The organism is Emticicia sp. C21 (genome assembly GCF_003418935.1).
Classification (GTDB): domain Bacteria; phylum Bacteroidota; class Bacteroidia; order Cytophagales; family Spirosomataceae; genus Emticicia.
Map to the genome: position 1 here is coordinate 47,016 of NZ_QVMT01000021.1, position 17,233 is coordinate 64,248.

Below are 17,233 nucleotides of genomic sequence, written 5' to 3' on the forward strand. Positions count from 1 at the left end.
TCTACAGGTATGGTTAGTATAGAAAAGAATCCGAAGAGGGCTAAAGCCAAACATATACCAGAAAGTCTTATTTATGAGATAATAGACGGGAAGCCTTTTTATTACGAAGGTTATAAAGATGTTTTGTCCAATAAAAAAACTGTTGAAGAAATCATGGGTGCAAGTGGCTTACAATCGTATATTATTTATTATCTATTGAAAGTATTGTATGCCAAGTTAGACAGTATTAAGTATATTTTCCTAACTAATGAAATAGGCACGCACTTAGATACTAATAACAATCTATCTGGCGATATTTATATTTATGAAAAATCAAAACTTCCTCCTGAGAAAATCAATATTCATTATGTAAAGGTAGCTCCTAAAATAGCTATAGAAATAGATATTCGAGTAGATTTATCTGATGAAAAGGATTTCGGCTATGTTTTCACAAAGACCCATAAATTACTTGATTTTGGTGTAGAAAAAGTATTCTGGATTTTTACTAAACATCAAAAAGTAATGATAGCCATGAAAGACCAGGATTGGATTACTAAGGACTGGAATCAGGAAATTGAACTATTTGATAATGAATTTTTTAATATAGGTCAGTTCCTTGCTGACGAGGGTGTAAAACCTTAATACTTCATCAACCTTACAACAAACCTAATGAAAATCGTTTACCTCGACGCCTACACGGTCAATTCCCTCGGAGATTTAGATTTATCTATACTCAATACTTTAGGCGATGTAACCCTTTATGACCGCACACCTAAAGACCAGATTATTGAACTTGCCAAAGACGCAGAAGTCATATTAACCAATAAATGCCAGCTAAATCGTGAAATTATCAGCCAGTTACCTAATCTGAAATATATTGGTGTGACGGCTACAGGCTATAATATTATTGATGTGGCCGCAGCTAAAGAACATGGGGTAATTGTTACCAATGTAAAAGGTTATAGCTCGGCATCCGTTGCACAATTGACTTTTTCTTTGCTATTAAGCTTCACTAATAGAGTAGCGGAGCATGCTGAAAACATTGACAAAACTTGGCCTTCTTCTGCTGACTGGTGTTTCTATTTAAATCCTCTGGTTGAATTAGAAGGGAAGACCTTAGGCATTATTGGGTTTGGGGATATTGGTAAAAAAGTAGCAAATATTGGCTTAGGCTTTGGTATGAAAATTCTCGCCAATAAAAGAGACCTGACTAGTGGTGGCATGGAAGGGGTAGAACTATGCGAAATAGAAAAAGTGCTGAAAGAAAGTGATTTTGTAAGCCTGCATTGTCCTCTGACTGCCGATAATCAGGGATTTATCAATAAAGATTCTTTGGCATTAATGAAATCTTCGGCAATTCTAATCAATACTTCCCGTGGTGGTTTACTCAATGAATTCGATTTAGCAAATGCCTTAAATGCAGGTAAAATTGCAGGTGCAGGCTTAGATGTACTTTCTGCCGAACCTCCGGCGCAGGATAATCCGCTATTGACTGCCAAAAACTGTATCATTACCCCGCATATTGCCTGGGCAGGTGTAGAAGCCCGGAAATTGTTGCTGAAAGGTACAATTGAGAACATCAAAGCCTATCAGAATGGCTCACCTATCAATGTAGTTTCTTAATATTTCACACAGAACTGCAACTTTTTCACCTGTACTCATGTAATAAGAAGTACTATCCGTATTATTAATTTTTTTATGAAAAAACTTTACGCTACCATAGGAGCCATCCTATGCGTAATGAGTAACCTATTAGCGCAAGACAACAAAATCTCAAACGAAGAAAAGTACAGTATCCACATTAAAAAATCCGCCGTTCCAATCAAACTGGATGGTCTTTTAGAAGAAGAAATCTGGAAGACTGCCGATATTGCCAAAGATTTTTTTCTTAATCGTCCTTATGATTCTTCCTTTGCCCAATTACAGACTGAGGTTCGCGTAGCCTTTGATAATAATTTTTTGTATGTAGGGGCTATCTGCTACCAACCCCGTAGTACTTACACCATTGCTTCGCTAAAACGGGATTTTGAGCCAGGCACAAGCGATGTGTTTGTAGTAAACATAGATACATTCAAAGACCGCCTGAATGCTTTTCAGTTTGTGACTAATCCTTATGGTGTGCAACGGGAGGGGTTGATTTTTAATGGTGGAGAAATCTCCAATTATTGGGATAATAAGTGGTATTCACAGGTACGTAACTATAATGATTATTGGGTAGTCGAAATGGCGATTCCTTTTAAAACTATTCGTTACAAAGTAGCTGAAGACCAGAATACTTGGCGGGTAAACTTTACCAGAAATGTATTAAAAAGAAACGAGCAATCGAGTTGGAGTCCTGTACCTCGTAATTTCCCACCAAGCAATCTAGCTTTTACAGGCTTAATGATTTGGGATGAGAGCCCTCCAAAGCCTGGTGCTAACGTCTCATTAATCCCTTATGTTTCATTAGCTGCTCAAAAGGATTTCCCGAGAAATGAGGAGGATTTAAAACCTTTGGGTACTACCTCTGATTACCCTAAAGGTATTGGTTTAGATGCCAAGGTAGCCGTTACTCCATCTCTGAATCTGGACTTAACAGTCAACCCTGATTTTTCACAGGTTGAGGTAGATAAGCAGGTGACTAACTTGAGCCGTTTTGAATTGTTTTTCCCCGAAAGACGTCAGTTTTTTTTAGAAAACAATGACCTCTTTGGTACTTTTGGTTTCCCTGATACTCGCCCTTTTTTCTCTCGCCGGATTGGCATTACCCGTAATCCTAACACAGGTTTAAATCAGCAGGTTCCTATATTGGCAGGTGCCCGTTTAAGTGGGAAACTGAATGATAAGTGGCGCATTGGCTTAATGAATATGCAAACCAGAAAAGTGAATTTTGGGAATGATGCTTATTTACCAGCGGCTAATTATTCAGTAGCTACACTTCAAAGAAAGATATTCACCCGCTCAACTATAGGAGGTATTTTTACCAATAAGGAAAACCTTTTTGGAAATTTAAGTGAACAACAAACACAGAACTATCGTAAGTACAATAGGGTAGGCGGATTGGAGTTTAACTATTATTCAAAAGATAGTCGTTTCGAGGTTGAAACGTATTATCACCAGTCTTTCTCGCCAGATGGGAAAAAGGATGCCGGAAGTGCCGCTCATTTTATGGGCTATAAGCACCCGAATATTGAACTGAATTTTGGCGTACAACGCATCGGAGAAAACTATCGGGCTGATATTGGGTTTGTACCGCGTACAGGCATCTGGCAATTGTATCGACCTGCTACTTTCATATTAAATCCAAAATCTGCATCTATTGCGAAGTATATTAACGCCTATGGTATTGGTACAGAGGGAAGCGACGTATTTGATTTGAAAGGAAAACGATTAGATAGCGAGTCGAATATCTTTATATTTGCTAACAGTCCCGCAGGGGATGAAGCCTATATTGCCTATAGCTGGAGTTTCACACACCTGTTCGCCAGTTTCGACCCTACCAATGCCAGCGATAATCCGAATCCTGATACCTATAAGAATGTAGTTGAACTGCCCGTCGGCGACTACCGCTCTAGATTCTTTAATATAGGTTATGAGAGTAGTCAGCGAAATAGTCTGACAGGCACTTTTGATTTTAGCACCGGAAAATACTTTAATGGCAAAGCCAGTATATGGGAGAGCAGCATTGCCTATCGTTTTCAGCCTTATGGCATTTTTACGCTCGATTGTAATTATACTAAAATTAACCTGCCTGCACCCTATAATAGTGTGCAATACTGGTTATTAGGTCCACGAGCTGAATTGACAGTATCAAAAAGCCTGTTTTTCAGTACATTCTTCCAGTATAATACACAGACCAATAATATTAATATCAACTCACGCCTGCAATGGAGATTCCGTCCGGTAAGTGATGTATTCCTGGTTTATACGGATAATTATTTTGCCGAAAATATTACCAGCTACTACGTAAATGCCTGGGCGCCTAAGAACAGAGCCTTGATTTTAAAAATGACTTATTGGCTGAATATTTAGACAGCTTATAAAACTCGCGATTTTGGTAGTCCGCATTTTTTAAATTCTTATCAGCATAGGGGTAAGACCATTTTTGTTTGTCTTTGTTAAAAATCTATATGTATGCAACCTTTGTGTATGTAAGTGCATCATTAACAAAAATGAACAATACTATGAAACGTAACGCCTTTGCCATTCTTGTTTTGTTTTGCATGCTTTTCGTTACCGAAACCAACGCGCAACGCCGTGGATACAGGTATCGATACGTTCCGCCTCGACCTTATGTACGAGTTATGCCGCGTGTCATTGTTCCACGCATTATTGTACCACCGCCAGTCATTGGTTTTTCATGGGGTTATCGTCCAAGAGTATATGTAGTACCGCCTCCAATTATTATTGGTGGAGGAATGGGCTGGCGTCATTATCACCGCCGGGGATACGATTGTAATGACCGTTGCCACCGTTGGAGCGATGATAACTATTATCGCGATAGAGACCGCAGATACTACGACGACAGAAGATACAGAGGTGAGTATGATACTAGAGACAGAAGATATGATGACGAGGATAGAAACCGTCGGTATAATGACAATGACCGCTATTATAATAATAATTTAAAAGATAAGCAGCAGCCGACCCCGAAGACGTATAATACTGATGAGGATTCGTACGAAGAAGAAACAGATACTGTTTAATTTAAATAAATGAGAGTGTACCAAAAGGGTAGGAAAGTATTTCTCTGCCCTTTTTTAATGCCTGAACTGGGAAGATAAATTTTAAAAAATCAATTTTTTTCTCTTATTTGTACAAGTCTAATTGAGGATTGAGCGATTTAGTGAATGAGTGATTAGCTAGTTGATAATTAATCACTCATCCACACAATCACTAAATCACTCAATAGATTACCTCCTATTATTTATACCCAAACTAATAACTTTTGTACAATGAATCAATTTGGTTTAAGCCCGATCGATCTGGGTATCATTATATTTTATCTGGTCGGTATTATCTGGTACGGTATCCGTAGCGGAAAAAAAGGTAGTTCCGACGAGTACTTTTTAGGCGGTCGGGATATGACCTGGTTTACGATTGGTCTATCCATGTTTGCCGCTAATATCTCTTCCAATTCATTAGTAGCCATTACAGGCGGTGCTACCAAAGGCGGTATCGCTTTCTATAATTACGAGTGGATGGCAACTGTTGTATTAGCCTTTTTTTGTGTATTTATTCTTCCCTTTTACCTAAAGACAGGCATTTATACGATGCCTGAATTCCTTGAAAAACGCTTCGATAGCCGGTCGAGGTATTATTTTTCATTCATTACCTTAGTGGGTAATATCTTTATTGATACCGCAGGTACTTTGTTTGCCGGGGCATTAATTGTGAAACTCGTTTATCCCGAAGTGCCTACCGTTTTAGTCATTGCAGCTTTGGCTTTATTTGCTGCTTCTTATACAGTCTTAGGTGGACTCTCTTCCGTAATGAAAACAGAGGTATTGAATACCATTATCTTACTCATATCAGCTGTAATTGTAGCGACCATTACTTATATCAAAGCAGGTGGATATGGGGAAATTGTAAAGACTGCGAATGCTAAAAGCCCGACTTTTATGCATCTGATATTGCCCTCCAATCATCCTGATATGCCCTGGCAGGGATTAGTTTTTGGAGTGCCTCTATTAGGCTTTTATTTCTGGTGTAACAACCAGTTTATTGTGCAACGTGCACTAAGTGCTAAAAGTGTAGACGAAGCACGCAAAGGCGCTTTATTTGCAGGCGTTCTCAAAATTCCTATTCTGTTTTTATTAGTTCTTCCGGGTATTGCTACTTTGAAATTGTTTCCGGAAATGACTAACTCCGATCAGGCATTCCCAACATTGGTATTTAACCTTTTGCCTCATGGATTGATAGGATTAGTAGTAGCAGGTTTCTTAGCAGCTATGGCAAGTGCTATTTCTGCCACGCTCAATTCTGCCTCTACTTTAGTAACGATGGATTTTGTAAAGAAAGTAAGGCCTGATATGGGAGAGAAAGCCTTGGTGCGAGCCGGACAAATAGCTACACTGGTGTTTGTTCTGATAGCCGTACTCTGGTCTCCTCAAATAGCTCGATTTGACTCTCTGATGAATTATATGCAAAGCATATTAGGCTTGATAAGCCCTCCGGTAGTAGCTGTCTTTTTGCTCGGTTTATTCTGGAGGCGTACGAATGGCACAGGTGCTTTTACGGGTTTAATGGTAGGTTTCGCCTTGGCTGTCTGGACGGTTATTTCACCCGGAACAAGCTTCTTAGGCTCATTTCATTTTTTAGTAGCGCCACCAATCCTATTGATTATTTGCGGGTTAGTCACGATGGTGTTCAGCGTTTTAACCCCTAAACCCGATTATGAGAAGATAAAAGGCATGATATATACCCAGAAAATTTACGATGCCGATACCGCTAGCTTAAAAGGTTTGCCGTGGCATCAAAACTATCGGGTATTGGCACTTATCTCGCTCATTATCACAGCCATAGTCGTCTGGATTTATAGATAGTAGGATTCTCCATCACTCTTTAGGCTGTTAAGATTTCGGTCTTAACAGCTTTTTAATTGAATCTGATTTTAACATCTTGACGTAAATTTCAAGAATATTAAAAATTATTTTAATTTTGTTTAATCTTTCTTGAACAAAATTAAACAAATAAAGTTTATACATTTAATTAGCAAAGAGAGGTCTTTTGGATATGAATAAAGCTATAGTAATAGGAGCAGGTTTTGCAGGACTCTCAGCAGCAACCAAACTGGCAGATGCAGGGTATGAGGTAACAATCCTGGAAAAAAACACAATGGCCGGAGGAAGAGCCAGAGTTTTTGAAGAAAAAGGTTTTACCTTCGACATGGGCCCGAGTTGGTACTGGATGCCTGATGTATTTGAAAGCTACTTTGCTGAGTTTGGTAAAAAAGTAAGTGATTACTACGATCTTGTAAGATTGAATCCATCCTATAAAGTTATTTTTAGCGAGAATGAAGATGTCGATTTACCAGCAAATCTGGGAGAATTAAAAGTATTATTTGACAGTATAGAAAAGGGGAGCAGTAAGAGATTAGAAGCATTTTTAGCGGAATCGAAGTATAAATATGAGGTAGGCATTGGGGAGTTTGTCTGGAAGCCAAGTTTATCAATTACCGAATTTTTTGATTTCCGACTGGTATCAAAGGCGTTGAGCTTAGATTTGTTTGCTTCATTTGGCAGGTATATAAGAAAGTTTTTTAAAAACAGGAGGCTACTGCAATTAATGGAGTTTCCGATTCTATTTTTAGGGGCCACACCCAAAGATACACCGGCTCTATATAGTTTGATGAACTATGCAGAAATAGCTTTAGGCACCTGGTATCCGATGGGGGGTATGCATGAGATAATAAAAGCGATGGTGAAGCTGGCAGAGGAGAAAGGGGTAATTATTAAACTTAACGAGGAGGTAAAAAAAATTGAGGTTGCCGATAAAACAGCCAGAAAAGTAGTAACGGCTAATGGCGAGTATGAAGCAGATATTGTGATTGGTGGAGCAGATTACCATCATATTGAAAGTAAATTGCTTGATGAAGCCCATAGAAATTATAGTGAGAGCTATTGGCAAAGCCGAACCATGGCGCCTTCGTCTTTATTATTTTATGTAGGTATTGATTATAAAGTAGATAAATTATTACATCATAATTTGTTTTTTGATGAGGATTTCGACGTACATGCCGACGAAATCTATACTCATCCACAATGGCCTTCAAAACCACTATTTTACGTGTCGGCACCCTCTAAGACAGATGGGAGTGTAGCGCCGCAGGGTGCCGAAAATCTTTTTATTCTGATACCCATTGCTCCGGATTTGGCTGATGGAGAAGAAGTGCGGGAAAAGTATTATGAAATAGTAATGGAGCGTCTGGAAAAGTACGTAGGGCATAGCATCAGAAAACATGTAGTCTATAAAAGAAGTTTTGCTGTTAGCGACTTCAAGAATGATTACCATTCGTTTCGGGGCAACGCCTACGGTCTGGCGAATACTCTGATGCAGACAGCATTTCTGAAACCGAGCCTGAAAAACAAAAAAGTTAAGAACCTGTATTATACAGGTCAGTTAACAGTGCCCGGGCCGGGAGTGCCACCCTCGTTAATTTCTGGATTGGTAGTGGCTAATCAGGTAATAAAAGAGTTTGGAAAAGTACAGAAAGAAGTAACGATTGCTTAAAATTGCCCACCTTTTAAATGAAAAAATAATGTTCGATCTGTTTGAAAAAACTACTTTCGGTTGTAGTAAGCTGATTACCAGGAGTTATAGTACCTCTTTTACTTTAGGGATACAGACACTCGACCGCAAATTTCATGACCCGATTTACGGGATTTATGGCTTTGTGCGGTATGCCGACGAAATTGTGGATACTTTCCATGATTTCGACAAAAAGACGCTGCTCAGCCGCTATGGTGACGAAACTTATCGGGCTATCGAAGAGGGTATCAGCCTGAATCCGGTCTTACATTCATTTCAAAAGGTGGTGAAGCAATACAACATTGAACGAGAATTGATAGCGGCTTTTCTGGAAAGTATGGAAATGGATCTGGAGAATAAAGTCTATGACAGAAACGCTTACGATAAATATATCTATGGCTCGGCGGAAGTGGTAGGACTGATGTGTCTACGGGTTTTTTGTGAGGGTGATGGTGCACTATTTGACAAACTGAAAGTCTATGCCCAAAGCTTAGGGGCCGCGTTTCAGAAAGTTAATTTTTTAAGGGATATTCAAAGTGATTTTTCAGAAAGGGGTAGAGTCTATTTCCCGAATGTTGACTTTAATGACTTTTCTGTGAATGGTAAAAAACAGATTGAAGAAGATATCCAGAAAGATTTTGATAATGCCTACATCGGTATACTTGGTTTGCCGGGTGGAGCAAGAAAAGGCGTATACTTAGCTTATTGTTATTACTTAAAATTATTCGAACGAATAAAAAGAATTTCGGCAGCCCGGATTCAGCAGGAACGTATTCGGGTGCCGGATACAACCAAGCTTGCTTTGCTGGCCAAAATATGGGTGCAAAGAAGCTTAAACACCATCTGATTTTTAACTTAAATACGGGGCTTGCTGGTTGAAAAATCAGCAAGCTTTTTGTTGTTTTCTACTTGGAAAACAGGAGATTTTTTACTATTTTTGCTGACTTATCCTCTTCCAAACCTATTAGTAGAGTTTTAGATGATAAGTAGTTGATAAACAAGCATTTAATAGAAAATCTCATATACACATGAAGTTTGTCGTTTCGTCATCCGCCCTGCTTAAACATCTTTCTACCATTAATGGTGTGATTGCGAGTAACCCTATCGTTCCGATTCTCGAAAACTTTTTGTTTCAATTAGATAAAGGTAATCTGACTGTGACAGCTTCTGATATGCAAACAGTGATGATCACTGAATTTGAGGTTGATTCACGTGATAAGGGTTCTTTTGCCGTGCCTGCACGCTTATTATTAGATACACTTCGTAGCTTACCGGAGCAACCAGTACAGATTAATGTTGATGAAGAAACTTTCGGAACAGAATTAGTAACAGCCAATGGTCGTTATAAACTGGCAGGTGAAAATCCGATGGATTTTCCGCGTGTGCCGCAAGTGAATCGTAATTTCAGCATTGAGATGGATTCAGATACCTTAGGCTGTGCGATTGCTAATACGATTTTTGCTACCAGTACAGACGATTTACGTCCTGCTATGACAGGTGTGTTTGTACAGGCATCAGATAATGCTACTACTTTTGTAGCTACCGATGGTCACCGTTTGATTCGCTACCGTCGTGAAGATGTAAAATCACCTAACAATACTTCGATGATTTTACCTCGCAAAGCACTGAACTTATTGAAATCTTCTTTACCAGGCGAAGTAATGCCTGTAAAAGCAGAGTTCAGTAATTCCAACGCCTTTTTCAGCTTCGGAAATATCAAAATGATTTGCCGCCTGATCGACGAACGTTTCCCTGATTACGAAAACGTTATTCCTCAGAATAACCCAAATAAGTTGAAAATCGAGCGAACAGAATTATTGAGCACTTTGAAACGTATTTCAATCTACTCTAATAAAACTACGCATCAGATTCGCTTAAAAATATCGGCTAATGAATTAGTAATCTCAGCCGAAGATTTAGATTATTCAAACGAAGCGACCGAAAAATTGAGTTGCGAATACGATGGCGACGAAATTGAAATAGGCTTTAACGCGAAGTTCTTAATAGAAATGTTGAATAACCTGAGCGTGAAGAATATCTCTCTGGAAATGTCTCAACCAAATCGCGCAGGCTTGATTATTCCGGTAGAAAAAACAAATAATGAAGATACCCTGATGTTGGTTATGCCTGTAATGTTGAATACTTACGCATAAGTGCTCAGAAGATATAACTAAGCCCTATAAATCAATCTGGTTTATAGGGCTTTTTGTTTAATTTGCTAATTGCTAAAATCCTACATTGTGAATATAAAAACATTTTTCTCCCGCATTGGCCTTGACTGGTTTCTAGGTGCCATTATTGTCATGATAATTTTAGCCTATTATTTCCCGTCTTTCGGCTTAATGCAAGAGCCTATTTCCTTAGAAGAAATAGCTAATTATGGAGTATCGGGCATTTTCTTTTTTTATGGACTGAAACTAAGCACAGATAAACTCAAACAAGGTTTATCTAACTGGAAAATGCACATTGTTATTCAACTGACAACCTTTGTATTATTCCCAATTATTGCGCTTTCAGTAAAACCCTTATTTGCGGGAGATAATCAGACACTCTGGTTAGGTATATTCTATTTAGCTGCTTTACCTTCTACGGTTTCCTCTTCGGTGGTAATGGTTTCTATTGCCAATGGGAATATCCCTGCGGCCATCTTTAATGCTAGCATCTCAAGTCTGGTGGGTTTGTTCATGACGCCACTATGGGTCGGGCTATTCATCGTAGCAGATACAGGTAATTTTGATGCCTGGAGTATCATCGGCAAGCTTTGTTTACAAGTACTCTTACCTTTAATTATAGGCATGCTACTCAATAAGCGCTTAGGCTGGTTTGCTGATAAATATAAAACGGCTCTAAAAACATTCGACCAGTCTGTCATCCTGATAATTATTTATACCTCATTCTGTAAATCATTTGCTTTGAATCTATTTAAAGATTTATCGTTTCTAGAACTTATCTTATTAATGGCGGGTCTGCTAGGCTTATTTTTTGCAGTAATATTTATTACCAATGCTATAAGCAGGCTTTTAGGCTTTAGCAAAGCGGATAATATAACCGTGATGTTTTGTGGCTCTAAGAAGTCATTAGTGCATGGCACAGTCATGTCAAAAGTACTATTTACCCAAAGTAGTATTGTGGGTATTATTTTATTACCCTTAATGATTTATCATGCTTTACAATTAATTGCTGCGAGTGTAATGGCGCAGAAGTTTGCTAAGGAGTAAAGATGCTAAATAGAAATCTTCTATTTAGCCAACATCAGCAATCTTTTATGTCTCGCATTCTCAAGCGTTTCCATAAATTGCTTTCTCGCTTTCTGAGTCATATTATCAACATCCATTACAATATTTGCTGAAGGGGAAGATATTTCTATCTTACGCTTTTTCGACCATACATAATAGGAAGCAACAAATAAGATAAAAATCAATGATAAAAACCTTTCTGTTGTTCCTCCCACGATGAGCCCTGCCATACTCACTAAACCAATAAACAACCCAACAATTATTACAATTATATTCGATTGGCGATAGGCTTGGTAAGAGCTAATGTTTTCAAGCATGATACTTTTTATTTCTGTAGAACTGTACGTGCTTACTTTTTGCCAGATTCGGTGAGAAGTCAGAATCACTTCTTTTGTATCAGATTCAAGAATAACTTTTTCGTCAGGGAGCAAATTCATAGCGCAAAGAGTTTGATGGTGTTAATTAATACCAGGGATAATATTAATCAAAATTCCAATTAATAAATAACTCTGGCTAAAAATTATTTTTATGATTTATAAACAAAAAACGCCTGCCATTCTAAAAATGGCAAGCGTTCGCATATATAATATTCCCAAATCTGGTCTTCACTCCCCTTCAGGGGCCAGGGGGCTTATGCCACAGTCGAAGCAATACTAGAACCTAAGTATTCACGATTCAAACGAGCAATGTTTTCCAGAGAAATTTCTTTTGGACACTCAATAGCACAAGCACCGGTATTAGTACAGTTACCGAATCCTTCTGCATCCATTTGAGCCACCATCTTGATAGCTCTTTCTTCACGCTCTGGTTGACCTTGTGGCAATAGCGCTAGTTGAGAAACTTTAGCGGATACAAAAAGCATCGCCGAAGCATTTTTACAAGCCGCTACACAAGCACCACAACCAATACATGCCGCAGCCGCAAATGCCTTATCTGCTTCTTCTTTCGGAATCGGGATAGCGTTACCATCCTGTGCATTACCTGTATTTACAGAAACGTATCCACCGGCAGCAATGATACGGTCGAAAGCAGCTCTGTCTACTACCAGGTCTTTTACAACCGGAAATGCCGTTGCTCTCCACGGTTCAACCACAATGGTATCGCCATCTTTGAAACTGCGCATATGTAGCTGACAGGTAGTAACTGCCTCTAAAGGGCCATGAGGGCGACCGTTGATGTACATTGAACAGGCTCCACAGATACCTTCACGACAATCATGATCAAAGGCGATAGGCTCTTTCTCTTCCGAAACCAGGCGTTCGTTCAAAACGTCAAACATTTCAAGAAAAGACATATCTTCTGAGATACCATTTACCTGATAGGTTTCAAGACTACCGTTAACTTTTGCATTTTTTTGTCTCCACACTTTCAGTGTGAGGTTCATATTACCTTCTGACATAACTTTAATATTTTTATAAACACGTTATTTATAACTACGTTGCGCAATTTTGATATTTTCGTATATCAATGGCTCTTTATTCAAAGTCCATTGGCTATCGCCTTCATATTCCCATGCGGCTACATACATATAGTTTTCATCATCACGCATAGCCTCGCCTTCTTCGGTTTGGTATTCTTCGCGGAAGTGTCCACCACAAGATTCATTTCTGTTCAAGGCATCCAGACACATCAGTTCTCCTAATTCAATAAAGTCAGCTACACGTCCGGCTTTATCCAGTTCAGGATTAAACTCATCAGCATCTCCCATCACACGTAAATCAGACCAGAATTCTTTTTTCAAAGCACGAATCTCTTCGATAGCCTCTGTTAGTCCTTGTGCATTACGAGCCATACCACATTTATCCCACATGATTTTGCCGAGACGCTTATGGAATGATTCAGGAGATTGTTTACCCTTGATAGTTAAGAATTTATTGATACGCTCTTTTACTTTATTTTCTGCTTCAACAAAGGCAGGATGGTCAGTAGGAATCGCCTTTGTACGGATTTCACCTGAAAGGTAAGCACCAATAGTATAAGGAATCACGAAGTAACCATCTGCCAGACCCTGCATCAGGGCAGATGCTCCCAGGCGGTTAGCACCGTGGTCAGAGAAATTAGCTTCACCCAGAGCATATAAACCTGGTACATTTGTCATTAGGTTATAATCTACCCAAAGACCACCCATCGTATAGTGTACAGCCGGATAGATACGCATAGGTACTTCATATGGATCTTCGCCTGTAATCTGCTTATACATATCAAATAAGTTACCGTATTTCTCTTTTACTACGGCTTTACCCATCACGATTATCTCTTCTTTTGAAGCATTATGCAACCCTCTCTTATTAGCTTCAATTTTACCATAACGCTCAATAGCATAAGCATAATCCAGGTAAACAGCCATTTTAGATGTACCTACACCATATCCTGCATCACAACGCTCTTTAGCGGCACGAGAAGCAATATCGCGAGGTACAAGGTTACCGAAAGCCGGATAACGACGCTCTAAGTAATAATCTCTCTCCTCTTCCGGAATATCATTAGCCGCACGTTTATCGTCTTTTTGTTTAGGAACCCAGATACGACCATCATTACGCAATGACTCTGACATCAGTGTCAGTTTCGATTGGTGGTCGCCCGAAACCGGAATACAGGTCGGGTGAATTTGGGTAAAGCATGGGTTACCAAAATATGCCCCTTGTTTATGTGCTTTCCAGGCTGCTGTCACGTTGCTACCCATTGCATTGGTTGACAGATAGAAAACGTTACCATAGCCACCTGTACATAGCAACACGGCATGGCCAAAATGGCGCTCTATCGCTCCGGTAATCAGGTTACGGGCAATAATACCACGTGCTTTACCATCAATCACTACTACTTCTAACATCTCGTGGCGGCTGTACATGGTTACTGTACCGATACCTACCTGACGCTCTAAACCTGAATATGCTCCTAATAATAATTGCTGACCAGTTTGTCCGGCGGCGTAGAAAGTACGTTGTACCTGTGTACCACCAAATGAGCGGTTAGATAATAATCCACCGTATTCGCGGGCAAAAGGGACCCCTTGTGCCACACATTGGTCGATGATATTGCCTGATACTTCTGCTAAACGATGTACGTTAGCCTCTCTTGCACGATAATCACCCCCTTTGATTGTATCATAAAACAGACGGTAAACAGAGTCACCATCATTCTGATAGTTCTTTGCTGCATTGATACCTCCTTGCGCTGCAATAGAGTGCGCACGGCGAGGTGAATCCTGAAAACAAAAAGCTTTAACTTTATAACCCATCTCAGCTAAAGTAGCTGCTGCTGCAGCACCTGCTAATCCGGTACCTACTACTATTATTTCTATACTGCGTTTATTGGCAGGATTCACCAATGGCACAGTAGAACGATATTTTGTCCATTTCTCCGATATTGAACCTTCGGGAATTTTGGCATTTATTTTTTCGGACATATCTATATATCTGTTAGTCTGAGAATCAATTACCCATTAAATGTTTTACATAAAAGAAAATTGGCATTGCCGCAAAACCGATAGGAATCAGAATGGCAAAAATCCATGTACTGATACCCCTGACCAGCGGAGTATATTTAGGATGGTTCCAACCCAGGGTCTGGAAAGCACTCTGGAATCCATGATACAAGTGGAAAGCTACAGCAAACATCCCTACAATGTAGATTAATACGAACAAAGGATTTTGAAATACTCTTGCTACTTCTTTGTATAAGTCTTTCACAATCACTAAATGCACACCTGTTTCTAAATCGCTTATTTCAACCTTTTTTACATCCTGTGTATAAGTCGAAGGCATTTCATTAGCCACTATCTGCCCTGTTCTCACATCTGACGTATATTGTACATAAGGTAGTGGTTCATTGTGGTATTTATACCAGAAATCACCCATATGAACAACAATATAAACCAAAAGAACAGTTCCTAGAATTGCCATATTGCGGCTTGACCATGAAGAAGAATTTCTGACAACGGCATATCTTACTGAACGGGCTTTACGGTTTTGGTATTCAAGATAAAGACCCCAGAATGCGTGAAACAGAATAAAGAAATAGTTAGCATAAGAGATAACCTTGATAGGAGGAAAACTCGTCATAAAGACCGCGTAGGTATTGAAAGCATACCCGCCATCTTTATAAAAGAGTTGCAAATTGCCCGAAAGGTGTACTACAAGAAAAGTACAAAGAAAAAGCCCTGTGAGTGACATCAGAACTTTTTTCCCTATGGAGCTTGATAGTGTTTTTGTAAGCCAAGACATACTTTATTCCAGTTTGAAAACTAAAAATTTGACTATTTTAGTAATAGTGAAAAATACTTAGAAAAGTACAATTACTTTTGCGTGTCAAAAGTAAGCCACAAACTATTTAGAATCAATAAAAATAATACCCTTTTTTATTAAATAATCATATAGTGAAAATAGAGAAGCATTTATTTTACTAAATGTTTCAAAATACAATTAAATGATATACAACGAATAAGCTGTTTTTTCGTTTATATTTACAACAATCCTAATCAAGAGCTTATGAAAGCGTTGAAGTTTACTTTATTTTGTTTGATTATTACCCTATTAGCTGCAACAAAAACCAATGCCACCCACTTACGTGCCGGTGAAATAACTGCTAAAAGAATTTCGGCAACTACACTTACTTATCGTGTAACCTTAACTACCTATACCGACCAGATTAATGGTGTGCAAGCCAATGAGGGAGCCAATTTTGTAAAATTTTCATTTGGAGTCACAGGAGTACCCCTATATGATGTAAAACGCAAAAAGAAATTTCTGATTAATTCGGGAACGATGTGTAATGTATACGATACAACATTTACATTCCCTGCGCAGGGTAGATATACGATTACCTGTGGTATTTCAAACAGAAATGCCAATACCGTAAACTTACAAGGTCCTACTGACCAGATTAGTTTTTTTGTAGAAACTACCATTGTAGTAAATGGTGCCTTAGGTCTGAATAATACACCCGTTTTATTGAATATCCCTGTAGATACCGCCGGAGTTGGGAAACGCTTTATTCATAATCCGGGTGCGTTTGATGCGGATGGAGATAGTCTGGCTTATCGGTTAACTGCTCCTAAGCGAGACTTTGGTGATGGGACGGGAGTAGGAGGCTTTGCCGCAGGCTATAGAGACCCTGCTTCATTGGGAGATTCAAGGTTAAGTGAAGATGGACTGAGCCCCTCTTCTTTCAAGATAGATGCTATTACGGGTGATTTGATATGGGATGCACCGGGTAGGCTCTCCGTGAATCAGTATCAGGTCAACGTGGCTTTTATTGTAGAAGAGTGGCGCAAGGGTATCAACGGTGCTTATACCAAAATTGGGGAGATAACGCGGGACATGCAGATTATTGTAGTTGAAACGCCAAACAAGCGACCCTTGATTACAACTCCTTCGCCTATTTGTGTGGAAGCCGGCCAAAAAATAGAATTTAATATAACAGCCCGAGACCCGGATAATCATAGAATCAAGATTTCGACTAATAGTGGGGTTTATAACCGTGATGCAGAGGGACCAATAGAGTTTGTTTTTCCAAAAGAAGCAACCTTTACTCCTTTAAATACTACACAAAATAGCCCGGCCTCAGGGACATTTACCTGGGAAACTAACTGTAAACACGTTAGAGAGCAACCTTATAGTGTCTTGTTTAAGGTAGAAGACTTTCCCGGACGAACGGCAGTGCAGATGACCGACATTAAAACAGTGGAAATAAGGGTGATTCCCCCCCGTCCGAAAGGTTTAAGTGCTCGTAATTCAGAGCGTGGAGTTGAATTACGCTGGCAACAATACCCCGACTGTAACATTCCTGAC

At 39.2% G+C, this 17,233-nt stretch carries 13 protein-coding genes and 1 pseudogene; 10 read left to right on the top strand and 4 right to left on the bottom strand.

The annotated features are described in order from the left end of the window. The first annotated feature begins 9 nt into the window (after window positions 1-9). The 9 genes from D0T08_RS26520 (at window position 10) to D0T08_RS26560 (ending at window position 11,426) form a co-directional block, all read left to right on the top strand. Entirely contained in the window at window positions 10-621 is a 612-nt protein-coding gene (locus tag D0T08_RS26520; RefSeq protein WP_116985786.1) for a Uma2 family endonuclease, read from the top strand. Window positions 622-648: 27 nt separating this feature from the next. Beyond that, complete coding sequence (locus D0T08_RS26525) at window positions 649-1,602, top strand: D-2-hydroxyacid dehydrogenase (protein ID WP_116985787.1); 954 nt, start codon at window positions 649-651, stop codon at window positions 1,600-1,602. A 75-nt stretch (window positions 1,603-1,677) separates the two neighbouring features. Continuing rightward, window positions 1,678-3,990 carry a carbohydrate binding family 9 domain-containing protein gene (locus D0T08_RS26530; protein ID WP_147322848.1) on the top strand — a complete coding sequence of 771 codons (2,313 nt, stop codon included), beginning with the start codon at window positions 1,678-1,680 and terminating at the stop codon, window positions 3,988-3,990. A 152-nt stretch (window positions 3,991-4,142) separates the two neighbouring features. Then, entirely contained in the window at window positions 4,143-4,664 is a 522-nt protein-coding gene (locus D0T08_RS26535; protein ID WP_147322849.1) for a hypothetical protein, read from the top strand. Between the two features lie 249 nt (window positions 4,665-4,913). Then, a complete protein-coding gene (locus tag D0T08_RS26540; RefSeq protein ID WP_116985790.1) occupies window positions 4,914-6,503 on the top strand; it encodes a sodium:solute symporter in 1,590 nt (529 codons plus the stop codon). A gap of 190 nt (window positions 6,504-6,693) precedes the next feature. After that, window positions 6,694-8,190 (top strand): NAD(P)/FAD-dependent oxidoreductase, encoded by a 1,497-nt coding sequence (locus D0T08_RS26545; RefSeq protein ID WP_116985791.1) that lies wholly within the window; start codon window positions 6,694-6,696, stop codon window positions 8,188-8,190. A 28-nt stretch (window positions 8,191-8,218) separates the two neighbouring features. Continuing rightward, the gene (locus D0T08_RS26550; RefSeq protein WP_116985792.1) at window positions 8,219-9,055 is read left to right on the top strand and encodes a phytoene/squalene synthase family protein; all 837 of its coding nucleotides are present in this window, start codon (window positions 8,219-8,221) and stop codon (window positions 9,053-9,055) included. Window positions 9,056-9,236: 181 nt separating this feature from the next. After that, the gene (dnaN, locus tag D0T08_RS26555; RefSeq protein WP_116985793.1) at window positions 9,237-10,361 is read left to right on the top strand and encodes a DNA polymerase III subunit beta; all 1,125 of its coding nucleotides are present in this window, start codon (window positions 9,237-9,239) and stop codon (window positions 10,359-10,361) included. An 87-nt stretch (window positions 10,362-10,448) separates the two neighbouring features. Continuing rightward, window positions 10,449-11,426: a bile acid:sodium symporter family protein gene (locus D0T08_RS26560; protein ID WP_255413533.1), complete on the top strand. Its 978-nt coding sequence runs from the start codon at window positions 10,449-10,451 to the stop codon at window positions 11,424-11,426. A 20-nt stretch (window positions 11,427-11,446) separates the two neighbouring features. Here the strand turns inward: D0T08_RS26560 and D0T08_RS26565 are convergent, their stop codons facing one another. From D0T08_RS26565 to D0T08_RS26580, 4 genes are all read right to left on the bottom strand, one after another. Continuing rightward, window positions 11,447-11,881 carry a hypothetical protein gene (locus D0T08_RS26565; RefSeq protein WP_116985794.1) on the bottom strand — a complete coding sequence of 145 codons (435 nt, stop codon included), beginning with the start codon at window positions 11,879-11,881 and terminating at the stop codon, window positions 11,447-11,449. A 194-nt stretch (window positions 11,882-12,075) separates the two neighbouring features. Next, window positions 12,076-12,828 (bottom strand): succinate dehydrogenase/fumarate reductase iron-sulfur subunit, encoded by a 753-nt coding sequence (locus D0T08_RS26570; protein ID WP_199538234.1) that lies wholly within the window; start codon window positions 12,826-12,828, stop codon window positions 12,076-12,078. A 39-nt stretch (window positions 12,829-12,867) separates the two neighbouring features. After that, window positions 12,868-14,850, bottom strand: coding sequence for a fumarate reductase/succinate dehydrogenase flavoprotein subunit (locus D0T08_RS26575; protein WP_116985796.1), 1,983 nt, complete (start codon window positions 14,848-14,850; stop codon window positions 12,868-12,870). Between the two features lie 25 nt (window positions 14,851-14,875). After that, window positions 14,876-15,667: a succinate dehydrogenase cytochrome b subunit gene (locus D0T08_RS26580; protein ID WP_116985797.1), complete on the bottom strand. Its 792-nt coding sequence runs from the start codon at window positions 15,665-15,667 to the stop codon at window positions 14,876-14,878. Between the two features lie 264 nt (window positions 15,668-15,931). On the opposite strand from D0T08_RS26580, the pseudogene D0T08_RS26585 reads away from it, so the two are divergent. Further along, window positions 15,932-17,233 (top strand): annotated as a pseudogene (locus D0T08_RS26585) (gliding motility-associated C-terminal domain-containing protein); the annotation flags it as partial.